At 59.5% G+C, this 13593-nt stretch carries 14 protein-coding genes; 7 read left to right on the plus strand and 7 right to left on the minus strand.

The features are described from left to right. Positions 1-151: 151 nt before the first annotated feature. Positions 152-406: hypothetical protein (locus ACNA0I_RS08735; RefSeq protein WP_415805805.1), on the minus strand; the 255-nt coding region annotated here is incomplete at its 5' end. A 127-nt stretch (positions 407-533) separates the two neighbouring features. Next, positions 534-1460 carry a LysR family transcriptional regulator gene (locus tag ACNA0I_RS08740; protein WP_415805694.1) on the minus strand — a complete coding sequence of 309 codons (927 nt, stop codon included), beginning with the start codon at positions 1458-1460 and terminating at the stop codon, positions 534-536. A gap of 233 nt (positions 1461-1693) precedes the next feature. Here ACNA0I_RS08740 and ACNA0I_RS08745 point away from each other — a divergent pair, with 233 nt between their 5' ends. After that, a complete protein-coding gene (locus ACNA0I_RS08745) occupies positions 1694-2629 on the plus strand; it encodes a glycosyltransferase family 2 protein (protein ID WP_415805695.1) in 936 nt (311 codons plus the stop codon). Positions 2630-2675: 46 nt separating this feature from the next. Here ACNA0I_RS08745 and ACNA0I_RS08750 read toward each other — a convergent pair whose 3' ends face one another. Beyond that, entirely contained in the window at positions 2676-3188 is a 513-nt protein-coding gene (locus tag ACNA0I_RS08750; protein ID WP_415805696.1) for a hypothetical protein, read from the minus strand. Positions 3189-3380: 192 nt separating this feature from the next. Here ACNA0I_RS08750 and ACNA0I_RS08755 point away from each other — a divergent pair, with 192 nt between their 5' ends. The 4 genes from ACNA0I_RS08755 (at position 3381) to ACNA0I_RS08770 (ending at position 6934) form a co-directional block, all read left to right on the plus strand. After that, positions 3381-4244, plus strand: a complete 864-nt coding sequence (locus ACNA0I_RS08755; RefSeq protein ID WP_415805697.1) for a DMT family transporter — start codon at positions 3381-3383, stop codon at positions 4242-4244. A 57-nt stretch (positions 4245-4301) separates the two neighbouring features. Continuing rightward, positions 4302-5975 (plus strand): energy-dependent translational throttle protein EttA, encoded by a 1674-nt coding sequence (gene ettA, locus ACNA0I_RS08760; RefSeq protein ID WP_415805698.1) that lies wholly within the window; start codon positions 4302-4304, stop codon positions 5973-5975. 24 nt (positions 5976-5999) lie between these two features. Further along, positions 6000-6533 carry an isochorismatase family protein gene (locus tag ACNA0I_RS08765; RefSeq protein WP_415805699.1) on the plus strand — a complete coding sequence of 178 codons (534 nt, stop codon included), beginning with the start codon at positions 6000-6002 and terminating at the stop codon, positions 6531-6533. 179 nt (positions 6534-6712) lie between these two features. Next, entirely contained in the window at positions 6713-6934 is a 222-nt protein-coding gene (locus ACNA0I_RS08770) for a glycine zipper 2TM domain-containing protein (protein ID WP_094820162.1), read from the plus strand. Between the two features lie 159 nt (positions 6935-7093). Here ACNA0I_RS08770 and minE read toward each other — a convergent pair whose 3' ends face one another. The 4 genes from minE to ACNA0I_RS08790 all read right to left on the minus strand — a co-directional run bounded on the left by minE (position 7094) and on the right by ACNA0I_RS08790 (position 11027). Next, positions 7094-7354 carry a cell division topological specificity factor MinE gene (gene minE, locus ACNA0I_RS08775; RefSeq protein ID WP_094819981.1) on the minus strand — a complete coding sequence of 87 codons (261 nt, stop codon included), beginning with the start codon at positions 7352-7354 and terminating at the stop codon, positions 7094-7096. A gap of 3 nt (positions 7355-7357) precedes the next feature. Continuing rightward, positions 7358-8176, minus strand: coding sequence for a septum site-determining protein MinD (gene minD, locus ACNA0I_RS08780; RefSeq protein ID WP_415805700.1), 819 nt, complete (start codon positions 8174-8176; stop codon positions 7358-7360). Between the two features lie 125 nt (positions 8177-8301). After that, positions 8302-9255, minus strand: a complete 954-nt coding sequence (gene minC / locus ACNA0I_RS08785; protein ID WP_415805701.1) for a septum site-determining protein MinC — start codon at positions 9253-9255, stop codon at positions 8302-8304. A gap of 8 nt (positions 9256-9263) precedes the next feature. After that, a complete protein-coding gene (locus tag ACNA0I_RS08790) occupies positions 9264-11027 on the minus strand; it encodes a glutamine--tRNA ligase/YqeY domain fusion protein (RefSeq protein WP_415805702.1) in 1764 nt (587 codons plus the stop codon). A gap of 115 nt (positions 11028-11142) precedes the next feature. Here ACNA0I_RS08790 and ACNA0I_RS08795 point away from each other — a divergent pair, with 115 nt between their 5' ends. Beyond that, positions 11143-12486: a cytochrome ubiquinol oxidase subunit I gene (locus ACNA0I_RS08795; RefSeq protein ID WP_415805703.1), complete on the plus strand. Its 1344-nt coding sequence runs from the start codon at positions 11143-11145 to the stop codon at positions 12484-12486. Then, positions 12483-13511 carry a cytochrome d ubiquinol oxidase subunit II gene (locus ACNA0I_RS08800; protein ID WP_415805704.1) on the plus strand — a complete coding sequence of 343 codons (1029 nt, stop codon included), beginning with the start codon at positions 12483-12485 and terminating at the stop codon, positions 13509-13511. Before ACNA0I_RS08795 ends, ACNA0I_RS08800 begins: the two co-directional genes overlap by 4 nt. Positions 13512-13593: the final 82 nt, after the last annotated feature.

A 13593-nucleotide genomic window follows, 5' to 3' on the forward strand; every position in this document is an offset into this window, starting at 1 on the left:
GCATGGGTTCGATTTGGCTGGCGGCGGCGTTTGAGGCTACAATGCTGAGTTATCCAATTTCTGCCACCAGCCTGTGGCCCGTCAGTATTGCGGCGTAGTTGTCTGCGCTTTGATGCTGGGAACGTCGGGCGGGTTTGGGCACTATCGAACCTTACCGGAGATCATCATGGCTGAGCGCAAACGTGTGCGTCGTAACACCCTGGAACGCCGTTGCCTGGGCAAGTCTTTCAAGCGCTTGTTCGTCAACGCCCCCAAGGGTGTTTTCAAGATGCTGGAAAAAATCAAGCGCGTGTAATTCTTGCGCCTTGATGTAAAAAAAACCACCGATCATGTCGGTGGTTTTTTTTTGCCGCCGGGCCGCCCCAAGGCAAAAAACGCCCCCTCGGGGGGCAGCAAGCCGAAGGCGNGGCGTGGGGGCNTTTTTTNCCGCCGGGCCGCCCCAAGGCAAAAAACGCCCCCTCGGGGGGGCAGCAAGCCGAAGGCGCGGCGTGCGATTCCGGGCCTACCCACATTCCTGCCACAGCGCTGTCCGTTTAAATGGCAGGCTCCAGCCAGGGACGCAGAAACTCCATGAATACTCGCGTTTTGGCTGGCATGACAGCGGTTGGCAATTCGGCATAGACCGCGAGGGGCTCCAGGCGCCATTCTGGCAGGATACGCCGCAAGGCGTAGCTGTCGATGATGGGAGCCAGGGCCCGGCAATCGGGCAATCGGGTAATGCCCATGCCCAGGCCAGCCAATGAGCCGATCACACTGATACTGTTGCCCGCGATAGCGCCTTTGACGGCTACACGTTCGCTGCGTTGGCCGTTATGCAGGACCCAGAATGAATGTTCCGGATCGATCGTGGTACGAAAGCATTCGTGGTTTGACAGGTCGGACGGCTGTTGGGGTTCGCCATATTCGCGCAAATAATCGGCCGACGCGTACAGATGCGTGTCCAGCGAGGCGATTTCCTTTGAGATCGAGTCTTCGACGGCGCCTGGTTCGGACACAGGGGCGCTGCGGCCGAAACGCAATACCAGATCAAAGGGACCGCCTTGCGAGTTTTCGGCGGCCTTCATGCTCATGTCGAACTCGCATTCCAAATCGGGGTAGCTTTCAGTAAAGGCCTTTAATGCATCCGGCAACAGCCAGATGGCGATGCTGTAGGGGATGGCAATGGTGAGCCGTCCCTGCGGGCTGGCAGACAAGGCCTGCAGTTGTTCGTGCGCCAGACGGGCTTCGTCAACAAGTCCTTGGCATCGTCGCAAGTAGGCGGCGCCAGCGTTGGTGAGTTCCAGGCGCCGCGTGTTGCGGTTGATGAGCCGTAATCCAATCGCCTGTTCCAGTTGGCCGATGCGGCGCGATAGGGTCGAGGTCGGCATGGCGAGGGCTCGTGCTGCCAGACTGAAGCTCTTGCGGCGAGCAACTTCGACAAACAGTGCGATATCGTTTAACTGGATAGGATGAGAGTCCATAGGTTGTCCGTGGCAGCCGCCAGAGTTTACCTGCTGGATGACGTTTTGTTTGCGGCTGGTGTCAGACAACGACGATATGCTTGTTTCACTACGGCAGAATTTGCAAAATTTGTTTTCAAAATGGCTGTTGCGGAACACGTCTGCGGTCTGCATATCCTCCTACACTTACCCCAGTTTTTACTTGTAAGCAGTGCGGCTGCCGTGGTCGCGCTCGCGCGAACCCGTTTGATTGCATGAGTGAGCCTCAATACACGTTCACGATACTGACGCCCACTTATAACCGGGCCGGCACTTTGCATCGTGTGCATGAATCCCTGAAACGACAGGTTTGTCGTGATTTCGAATGGTTGATCGTGGATGACGGTTCGACGGACCGCACGCACGAAGCCGTCCGGGCATGGCAAGCCGAGGCTGAGTTTCCGATTCGATATATCTGGCAGAAAAATCAGCATAAAAAGACGGCATTCAATCGCGGTGTGCGTGAGGCGCATGGCGAATTCATCATCACGTTGGATAGCGATGATGAAATGCCGCCTGACGCGTTGCAGATATTGAAGGACGCCTGGGAAAGCATCGCGCCGGATCAACGTGAGCGATATGTGGGGGTGACGGGCCTGTGCGCCCGGCCCGATGGCGAAATTGTGGGCGATCGTTTCCCGCAGGATGTTTTCGATGTATCGGCCGTTGATCTGTATTTCCGCTATCGGATCAAGGGCGAAAAATTCGGCAGCCTACGTACGGCCGTACTGCGCCGTTTTCCTTTTCCCGAGGATGTGGCGGGGTTTGTGCCCGAGAGCCTGATCTGGTGGGCGATGGCGCGGGCGGGATACTTGAATCATTGTATTAACCGCGTGGTCCGTGTTTATCACCCGAGTCCGGATGGGTTGAGCCGGGGGGCAGTATCGATACGCAATAACGCGCAGGGGCTGTATTTACTGGCGTGGGACGTGCTCGAGCACCACATGGAGTGGTTCCGGTTTCGGCCCAAGGACTTCCTGATGGCTGCGGCGCGGTTTACGCGGTTCCGGTTGGATCTGGAGCATTCGGGGGTGCCTACGGCGGTGCAGGCGTATCCGCTGACCCGGCCGACAGCCAAGGTGCTGGTGGCGTTGATGTGGCCGGCGGGATATATGTTGTACCGCCGGGATCAGCGGCGCGGCGTGGCTTAGCGCTGCGCTGCGCTGGGGCGATTTTCGCTGAGCCCGCTCTCGGGTTTCAGTGAATGGGATGCCCGGGAGGAATGGCGGCATCGTAGTCGTCGTCCTCGTCATCGTTTTCATCTTCATCCTCCTCCTCGTCTACGTCAGGCAAGGGCTCATCGGACAATGCAAAGGGCAGGACGTCCAGCAGGTCGTCGGACCACGCGGTTTCTTCGCCGGATTGGTCTAGTTTGACGAATCGTTCGCCTTCGGCCAGGGTGATCTGGATGGCCCAAAGATAGAGGCAATCGTAGGTGTCGTTGTCGGTAGGGCTGAGGCCGCCGCGGTTGCCGAGGAGCCGGGCCTGCGGGCCGCCGAGTTGGACGTGAGGCTGGTCATCGTCTTTGGCGCTTTGCTCGACGGGAATGCCGAAGCTGACCCATTCGGTGCCTTCGTCACCCAGGACGACTTCGGCCAAGACGGGTTTACCCAGATAGGCACTGAGGGCGTCAGCGGTTTTGGAGAGCATGTCCAGTTCCTGGGTGCTGAAATGCGTCAACGAGGCCGGGGGCGTGGTGGAGGCGGTCATGATGGGTCCTGATAGGGGCACTGCATGTGATCGAGACGATGCGTGCTGTGCAGCCGTCTTTACGAAACCGATATTGTCGCTCGTTTCTCGAGCGCGGCGGCGACATTCACGATACAGCGCTAATATCGCGGCTTTGCTTACGCAAAGTCTGTTGTCATGTTGAACGCGGTAACGGCGCCATCGGCGCGCCACATGTTGTTTCCACTGCTGGCGGCGTTGATCTGGTCACTGAACATGGTGGTGACCAAGATGGCGGCCGGTGTGATTGCGCCGGCTGTGATCGGATTTTATCGCTGGGTGCTGGCAGGCGTGATCTTGACGCCTTTTGTGCTGCCGGGCGTGTTGCGCGGCTGGCGCGCGATTGTGCCGCATCTGGGCAAACTGGCCGTGCTGGGCGCGCTGGGCATGGCGGTGTATCAAGGGTTGATTTATGTGGCGGCGGCAACGACCACCGCGACCAATATGGGCATCATTACGGCTATGGTGCCGTTGCTGACGATCGTGCTGGTGTGCATCGTGTTGCGAGAGCTGCCGGCCTGGACGGCAGTCGCGGGTGGCGCCTTGTCCCTGCTCGGATTGGGCGTGTTGCTCGGCGAAGGGAATCCGCTGCGTTTGCTTGAGGTCGGCGGCAGTACGGGTGATGCGTTGATGGGCGTGGCGGCGCTGGCTTATGCGATGTATGGGGTGTTGCTGCGCCGCTGGCCGTTGCCGATCGGCGTGTGGCAGTCGCTTTATGTGCAGGTGTTGTTCGGGATTTTGCTTCAGGTGCCTTCGTACTTGTTGGCGCCTGCGTCGCCGTTGAATGCCAGCAATATTCCATTGGTCCTGTATGCAGGGATTTTTCCGTCGCTGTTTGCGCCCTATCTGTGGATGCAGGGCGTGCGTTATTTAGGACCGAATCGGGCCAGCATTTTTCTGAATCTGATGCCGGTCGGGACTGTGGCGATTGCCGCAGTCATGTTGAATGAGGTGCCGCATAGCTATCACATCGTGGGCGGTGCGATGGCGTTGGCGGGAGTCAGTCTGGCGCAGTGGCGGCCGCGGGCGGCTGGCTGAGGCTATTCCGGCCTACAATCATGGCTTCCCTCTGATTCGTCTTTTGCATAAGAGTCCATGGCCCAATACGTCTACACCATGAATCGCGTTGGCAAGATCGTGCCGCCAAAGCGGCAGATTTTGCGTGATATTTCTCTTTCGTTTTTCCCCGGCGCCAAAATCGGCGTGCTGGGCCTGAACGGTTCGGGCAAGTCCACTTTGCTCAAGATCATGGCCGGCGTGGACAAGGAAATCGAAGGCGAAGCGGTCCCCATGCCGGGTTTGAATATCGGCTACCTTCCCCAAGAACCGCAGTTGAATCCCGAGCACACGGTGCGCCAGGCCGTCGAGGAAGGCCTGGGGGCAGTGGTGCACGCCAAGAAACGCTTGGACGAGGTCTATGCTGCCTATGCCGAACCCGATGCGGATTTTGACGCCTTGGCGGCCGAGCAGGCCGAGCTCGAGGCGGTGATCGCCGCCGCAGCATCCAGTGGCGCGGACGATATCGAGCATCAAATGGAAATCGCGGCCGATGCGTTGCGTTTGCCGCCTTGGGACGCCACGGTGGGTAATTTGTCGGGTGGTGAAAAGCGTCGCGTGGCGCTGTGCCGCCTGCTGCTGTCCAAGCCCGACATGTTGCTGCTGGACGAGCCGACTAACCACCTGGATGCAGAAAGCGTCGAATGGCTGGAGCAATTCCTGCACAAATTCCCGGGCACGGTGGTGGGTGTGACCCACGATCGCTACTTCCTGGATAACGCGGCCGAGTGGATTCTTGAACTGGACCGGGGGCATGGTATCCCCTGGAAAGGCAACTACAGTTCCTGGCTCGAGCAAAAAGACGCTCGCCTGAAACAAGAAGAAGCCTCGGAATCGGCTCGCCAAAAGACCATCAAGAAAGAACTCGAATGGGTGCGCCAGAACCCCAAGGGCCGTCAGGCCAAGGCCAAAGCCCGCCTGGCGCGGTTCGAGGAGCTGTCTTCGTACGAATACCAAAAACGCAATGAAACGCAGGAAATCTTTATTCCTGTGGGCGAGCGTTTGGGTAACGAGGTCATCGAATTCAATAACGTCAGCAAAGCCTATGGCGACCGTCTGCTGATCGACAACCTCAGCTTCAAGGTGCCTCCCGGCGCGATCGTGGGCATCATCGGCGCCAACGGCGCAGGTAAATCGACGTTGTTTCGCATGATCGCCGGCCGCGAGCAGCCGGATTCGGGCAGCGTGGTGCTGGGTCAAACGGTGCAATTGGCCTTTGTCGATCAGTCGCGTGACTCGTTGCAAGACGGCAAGTCCGTCTTCGATGCGGTGGCGGACGGCGCAGATCTGTTGACCGTAGGCAAATTCGAAATGTCCTCGCGTGCCTACCTGGGCCGCTTTAACTTCAAGGGCGCCGATCAAAACAAGGTCGTCGGGCAATTGTCGGGCGGTGAACGCGGCCGTTTGCACCTGGCCAAGACGCTGGTCGCGGGCGGCAATGTGTTGCTGCTGGACGAACCGTCGAACGATCTTGACGTGGAAACCTTGCGCGCGCTCGAGGATGCCTTGCTCGAGTTCCCGGGCAGCGTGATGGTCATCAGCCACGATCGCTGGTTCCTGGATCGTATTGCGACGCATATCCTGGCATTCGAGGGCGATTCGCAGGTGGTGTTCTTTGATGGCAACTACCAGGAATACGAGGCCGACAAAAAACGCCGCCTGGGCGAAGAGGGCGCCAAGCCGCGTCGTCTGCGCTACAAGGCGTTGAAATAACCTTCGACATAGGTCTTGCCTGCCATGTTGCTCAACGCCGCCGATTCGACATTGTTGATCGTGGACATGCAGGAACGCCTGCAGCCCGCGATTTCCCAGGGAATGGAGTCGGCAGCGGTGGCTCACAAGTTGGCCCAGGGGGCTCGCTTGTTGGACGTTCCTGTGGTGGCTACCGAACACAGCAGCGCGGCATTGGGCAAGACTATTGCGCCGTTATGCGAGTCGGTGCAGTCGGTGTTTCAAAAGCGGCATTTTTCGGCTGTGCGCGAACCGGGTTTCGAGGCTTGGCTGCCTCCGGCCCGGCGCACGATTCTGGTCGCCGGCTGGGAGGCTCACGTTTGCGTCCTGCAAACGATTGTGGGGCTGCTTGAGCTGAACTATCACGCGGTTCTGGTCACCGATGCGGCCGGCTCTCGCCGTCCTGCGGATCACTATGCCGGCTTGCGGCGTATCCGGGCATCGGGTGCCACGGTCATTACTGCGGAGATGGCCTTGTTTGAATGGATGGAGACTTGCGACCATCCCCGCTTTCGCGACGTGTTACAGCTCGTGAAATAATCCCGACAACAGGCTACGGTCTACAGGGCGACCAGGGTTATTACCTACCCATGGATACAATTTATCGGTATCCCTCACAGCCTGACGAGGCACTTTCTGCGATCCTGACAGTTCATAAAAGTGCGAGGTGTTTTCGCCGTGGGGCGGCTCGCCAGCAAGAACAGGAGTATCACATCATGATGAAAATCGGAACTATCTCAAAAGTGGGTATGGCTATTTTGCTGGCGGTTTCCGTGGCGGGCTGTTCGTCATGGGACAGCATGAGCCGGCGTCAAAAGAGCACGGTAGGCGGTGCAGCGGTAGGCGGCGTCGCAGGTGCCGTGATTACCAACGGCGGTATCCTGGGAACGATAGGTGGCGCCGCATTGGGCGGCATCATCGGGGATCAAGTCGGCAAATAATGTCGGACCGTAGCGCGGGGCCGCGTGCGGCATTCCGCGCTAGCTGTTCGGAATGATCACAGGATAGTGTTTACGTAGCGCTGCCGAGTTTTGATCGATATGAAAAGGGCCTCGACTATTGTCGGGGCCCTTTCTCATGGGAAAGCCAACGTGCCGCGGTCAGGCTTCTTTTTGCGGCATTTCGATTTTGACTTCCAGCACTTCCAGGGTGTCTTGGCGTTCCAGGTGCACCCGGATGTCATCAGGATTGATGTTCACGTACTTGGATATGACGGCGACCAACTCTTGCTGCAATTGCGGCAAGTAGTCGGGCGATGCGCCGCGGCCAGTGCGTTCGTGTGCCAGGATGATCTGCAGGCGTTCCTTGGCGACTACCGCCGAAGTTTTTTTCTGCCCCAGCAGAAACGACAGGAAAGACATTGCTTACTTCCCTCCGAATAGGCGCTTGAGCAAGCTGGGTTTGTTGTAGTCCGTGAAGCGCAGCGGTTTTTCTTCGCCCAGATAACGTGCGACGACGTCCTTGTAGGCTTCGGACACGTCGCTGTCGCGCAAGTGGATGGCTGGCAGGCCCTGGTTGGATGCCTGCAGTACGGCTTCGGACTCGGGAATGACGCCGATGAGCTTGATGCGCAGGATGTCCTCGATATCGCTCAAGGACAGCATTTCGCCATCATTGACCCGCTTGGGGTTGTAGCGTGTCAACAGCAGGTATTCCTTGACGGGATCTTCGTCGGCCTCGATGGCGCGGCGTGACTTGGAGGCCAAAATACCCAGAATACGATCGGAATCGCGCACCGAGGAGACTTCGGGGTTGGTCACGACCAATGCGTCATCGGCGAAATAGGCTGCCATCAATGCGCCTGCTTCGATTCCTGCCGGCGAGTCGCACACGATGTAGTCGAAGCCCATTTCCTTGAGCTCTTCGATGACTTTGCCGACGCCTTCTTGGGTCAGCGCGTCTTTGTCGCGTGTTTGCGAGGCGGGCAGGACGAACAGGTTTTCCAACTGCTTGTCTTTGATCAAAGCCTGCTTGAGCGTGGCCTCGCCCTGGATGACGTTGACGAAGTCATACACGACGCGGCGTTCGCAGCCCATGATGAGATCCAGGTTGCGCAGGCCGACGTCAAAGTCGATCACGGCGGTTTTGTGGCCGCGCATGGCCAGACCGGAGGAAAAGCTGGCGCTCGTGGTGGTCTTGCCGACTCCACCCTTTCCGGAAGTCACCACAACAATTCGTGTCATGACTGTTTAACCCTTATGTTCGAATAAATCGCGTTATCGTAAAGCAAAAAGCCTATGTAAGGCTTCTTACAAGATGTAGACCTCGTTATCGGATCGTGTATCCGATAACGAGATCCATGTTTGGTTCATTTCTTCAGTGCGTCGACGCGCAGTGTTTCGCCGTCGAGATGCACGAGCGCAGGTTGGTTGTGCAGAGCGCTGTCGAGTTTGGCCTCGACCACACGATACACGCCTGCGATTGCCAGCAATTCGGCGTCAAGCTGTGTGGTGAAAATACGCGCCGAGGTATCGCCGCGTGCGCCCGCCATCGCTTTGCCGCGCAAAGGGCCGTAGACATGCACATTGCCATCGGCAATGACTTCTGCGCCCTGGCTGACCATGCCGATGACGACCAGGTCGGTATGCCGTGCGTAAACGCGCTGACCTGAGCGTAGTGGTTTGGTGATGACCAATGCTGTGGTGGGAACTGCCGGGGCTGGCTCGGCCGATGCCGTCTCGGTCTTAGCTGGAACTGCCGCCTTGCCGGATGCATCCTTGCCCGTGGAGGCCGCTGCCTTGCCGGTTCTGGCCGAGGTCTTATCGGTTTTGGCCGGCACAGGGGCTTTGTTGGCCGAGGCGTCTTGCGTGGCAGCCGTTGACGTGGCTGCGTCGTCAACGGCATCGTTGGTCGCGGCAGATCCCGTCGCTAACGCGGCTGCGGGTACGCCAGGGACCGGCGTCGAGACATGGTTGGGCGGCGTCATCTCTACAGTGGCCGCGGGGCGCGCTACGGGCGTGGACAGTTCAACGGGCGCCAGGCCCGCGGCTTGGGCTGTCTTGAGATTGTCGCCTTCGGCAACCACGCCGATAGGGGGCAGGTTGTGGCCACGCAGGGCGGTGAGCAGGGCCGGCCAATCGATAGGATCCGTCACACGGCTGGCATCGATGACCACCGGTTCGTTCTCAAAAAAACTGCCGGCGTCAGCCATGCGCTGATCCAGGGCGGCGGACAGGCGCGTCAGATCCGCGCTGTGCAACACCACGCGGATGGCATACAGCGTGGCGCTTTTGAAGTCGAGGGCGAGGGAGTCTGTCGTCATGGTCAAAATCAGGCCGTGGCCCAGGAGTCGCGCAACGTCACGATGCGATTGAGTACGGGGGCCTCGGGGGTGGAGTCTTTGCTGTCCGCGGTGAAATAACCCAGCCGTTCGAATTGCCAGGTGGCGCCCGGCGTGGCGACGGTGCCGGGCTCCAGCCAGGCAGTCACGGTTTCGCGCGACTTGGGATTCAGGCAGGCCAGGAAGTCTTTGTCGCCGCTATCGGGATGCGGATCGGCAAACAAACGATCATACAGATGCACCTTGGCCGGAACGGCATGCGCCGCGCTGACCCAGGTGATGTTGCCTTTGACTTTGACGCTGTCGGCGCCAGGCGTGCCGCTCTTGGTGTCAGGCAGGTATTCGGCCTGAACCTCGGTGATCTGGCCGGATTCGTCTTTGGTGAAACCGGTGCAGCGCACGACGTAGCCGTATTTCAGGCGGACGGTGTTGCCCGGATACAGGCGGAAGTATTTTTTGGGGGCCTCCTCGCGGAAGTCGTCCCGCTCGATCCAGAGTTCGCGCGAGAACGGAAACTCGCGTTTGCCGGCATCTGGATCGTGGGGATTGCGAGGTGCCGAGCAGAGCTCTTCCTGGTCAGCCGGGTAGTTGGTGATCACCAGCTTGATCGGGTCCAGTACGGCCACGGAGCGCGGCGCAATGGGATCCAGGTCGTCGCGCACGGCCTGTTCCAGCAGGCTGTAATCGATGCGCGAGTCGGATTTGGTCACGGCGGTGCGATCGCAGAACAGGCGGATGGAGGCCGGCGTGTAGCCGCGGCGGCGCAGGCCGAATATCGTGGGCATGCGCGGATCGTCCCAGCCGTCAACGTAGCCCTCGCGCACCAGTTGCAGCAGTTTGCGCTTGCTGGTGACGATGTAGCTGAGGTTCAGGCGGGCGAATTCGTATTGGCGCGGCAGGGGACGGGCCAATTTGCCGAGTTCGGCCAGGCGCGCCAGGATCCAGTCGTAGAACGGACGCTGGTCTTCGAATTCCAGGGTGCAGATGCTGTGGGTGATGCCTTCGAGGGCATCTTCGACGGGATGGGCCCAGCTGTACATCGGGTAGATGCACCATTTGTTACCGGTGCGGTGGTGCGTGGCATGACGCACCCGATACATCACCGGATCACGCAGATTGATGTTGGGCGAGGTCATGTCGATCTTGGCCCGCAGCACCAGGCTGCCGTCGGCATACTTGCCGTCACGCATGTCCGCCAGCAGGGCCAGCGATTCCTCGGCTGGACGATCCCGCCACGGCGAGGCCGTGCCTGGCTCGGTCAGGGTGCCGCGGTTCAGGCGGATCTGTTCGGGCGTCTGTTCATCGACGTAGGCATGGCCGGCCTGCACCAGCGCCTGGGCGAATTCATACATGAATTCGAAATAGTCGCTGGCGAAATACAGGTTGTTGTTGCCGTCGGCTTTCCAATCAAAACCCAGCCAATTGACCGCCTCGATGATGGAGTCGACGTATTCCTGGTCTTCTTTTTCGGGGTTGGTGTCGTCAAAGCGCAGGTGGCAGACCCCGCCGTATTCCCGGGCGAGCCCAAAATTGACACAGATGCTCTTGGCGTGGCCGATGTGCAGGTAGCCGTTGGGCTCCGGCGGGAAACGGGTGCGGATGCGGGCAGTGTCCGGCCCGCCCTGGGACTGTACCGAGGCTGGGCCAGGCGTGCCGGCCCAGCGCTTATCCTGGTAGCGGTTGGCCTGCAGGTCATCTTCGATGATATTGCGCAGATAGTTGGTGGCGGCAGTCGGAGTCGGGGCGGTGGTCATGCTGAATGGATAGGTGAATGCAGCAGCAAAGCATCAATTTTGCCACGTTCGCACACCAATGCTCTCGCGGCCCATCTCCCGCGTTCAGGAAACAGGCTCTACACTACCGGCCATCATGGATATTGTTCCCCTCTTACTGGCTCGGATCCAGTTCACGACCAGCCTCAGTTTTCTGGCGCTATTCATGGCTTTGGCGTTCGCGCTGGCCTGGTTGCTGCTGTTTTTCAAATTGCGCGCGCACGGCACCGGGCAGGCCGGGTGGACGGCCGCCTATCGGTTTTGGGTGCGTGTTTTTGCCCTGTCGTTTGTGTTGGCATTGGCGGCAGGGCTGCCGGTGTTGATTCAGTTAGGCAGCCTATGGCCCGGCCTGATGGACAAAATCGGTAACGTGGCCGCACCGCTGATCGGCTTTGGCGTGTTGTCGGTGTTTGTCCTGAAATCCTGTTTTCTGGGCGTGATGCTGTTTGGCCAGCGCCGGGTATCGAACTGGGTGCACACCTTTGCGGTATTCATGGTCGCTGTGGGCCAGGCTGCGGCACTGTTTTGGGTACTGGTTCTGCAATCGTGGGTACAGACACCCGCCGGGGCGACGCTGATTGACGCTCGTTACCGCGTGCTGGACTGGCAGGAAGTGATTTTCAATCCCTCTCTCAGCTGGAACCTCGCGCTGATGGCGGTGTGGTCGTTGCTGGCGGCAGCTTTTTTGATGCTGGGCATCACCGCGTTGCAAGCGTTGCGTCGTCCCTTGCAGGACGGAGAGCGCTGCACATTCAAGACAGCATTGGTGGTGGCTGTGGTGGCCTCGGCGCTGCAGATCCCGGTTTTGAATGGCGCGGCACGGGTCATGGCTGAACATCAGCCGGCCAAGGCTGCTGCGGCGGCGGGTTATTGGAAAAGCGGTACCGTGCCGAGTTGGACGATAGTGGGTCTGCCCGACAGTCGATCGGAGGCTAATCGCTACGACTGGACGCTCGAACCAGCAGGCGGCGCGTGGCTGGGACGCGATGAGCAGGGCCGTTATCTCGGGCTGGATAAATTCTCCGGCATGCGTCCGCCTGTAGGGCTGACGTTCTGGACGCTGCGCGCGATCTTGGTATTGGGCGGATTGATGTTGTTCGTCTCGTGGGCCACTGCGGCGATGACGCTGAGGCGCAAGCTGGATCCTGCTCCTTTGCCGGCGTGGTGGCTGCGCTGCATGGTGGGCATGTTGTACAGCGGCGGGCTGATGGTGTTGGGGGGCGGCGTGTTTTCATTGGTAGGCATGCAGCCTTACGTCGTCAATGCCACCATTACGCAAACGGAAGTCCTGGGGACAGCCAGCACGACCTCGTTGGCGCTGGGGGTAGCGGGTTTCGGCGTGTTGTATATCGTGTTGATTGCCGCGTTTAACGGCATGTTGTTTCATGCGGCTCGTTACGGCGTGGTGCCGGTACGCAAACCCGGAGGAACGTCTCAATGATCGCCGCACTGGCTGCTTCCCTAGGTGTCAACGCCAACGATCCGACGTTCTGGATCCCGTTGGTGTTCATGGGGCTGTTGTTTTTATTGATTATCGGCGGCGTGGTGCTCGATGGCTTTGATATCGGCGTGGGCATGTTGTTGCCTGTGGCGCCGGTCGATGAGCGCGGACGCATGATGGCGCTGCTGAGCCCCTGGCGCGACGCCAACGAGTTTTGGCCGCTGTTGGGCATAGGCTTGTTTGCCGCGGCTTTTCCGCTGGCGTGGGGCGTTATTTTCGGCAAGCTGTACGGGCCATTGGCGTTGATGGCCATGGGCATGGTGTTGCGCAGTGTCTCGTTTGAGTTCCGGATTCGTGCTCGTGCCGAGTTGAAATCACGATGGGTGTTCGGGTTCTGGCTGGGGTCGTTGGCGACGGCATTTGGTCAAGGCCTGATCTTGGGACGCATCGCCACGGGGTACCAGACGGAGGCGGGTTACGGATGGTTTTCTGTGGTGATGGGCTTGTGTGTAGTGGCCGCTTATGTGTTGTTGGGCGCAGCCTGGCTCGTCATGCGCGTGGACGGGGATTTGCAACGGCGTGCCGCCCGCTGGGGACGCCATGCCATTCGCTGGACGGCGGTGGGGATGGTGGCGGCGTCGGTGATGCTCGGCTTGGCCAATGCCGGGATTTTCTACAAGTGGAGCAATCCTGGGGGATTTGCGACGGTCGCTGGAGTCTGGGCGATCATGCTGCTGTGTTTCTCCGGCGCCGAGATGTTGCTGGCTCGTGTGCCCCGGGAGGAGTCGCCCTATCAATGGCTGCCGTTTGTGTTGTGCATCGTGCTTTATTGGCTGATGCTGGCGGGGTTGGGGTATAGCTTGTTTCCCTATCTGATTCTGGATGATATGACGTTGTGGGATGGGACGGCGTCTATCGAATCCATGCGGCTGGTGTTGTCGGCTGCGGTGGTGGGGGTGCCTGTGGTGTTGGTGTTTAATCTTTGGGCTTATCGGTCGGTGTTTGGGAAGGAACGGCGGGGGTGAGTGTTGGCGCCCGTGGTGGTGGTTGAGTTTGTGCTCGTACGTTCGGGGGATTGGTTCTTCTGGCGTCGAACAGGGGCAATCA

The sequence above is a fragment of the Bordetella muralis genome (assembly GCF_965139205.1).
In the GTDB taxonomy this organism is placed as follows: domain Bacteria; phylum Pseudomonadota; class Gammaproteobacteria; order Burkholderiales; family Burkholderiaceae_B; genus Bordetella_A; species Bordetella_A muralis.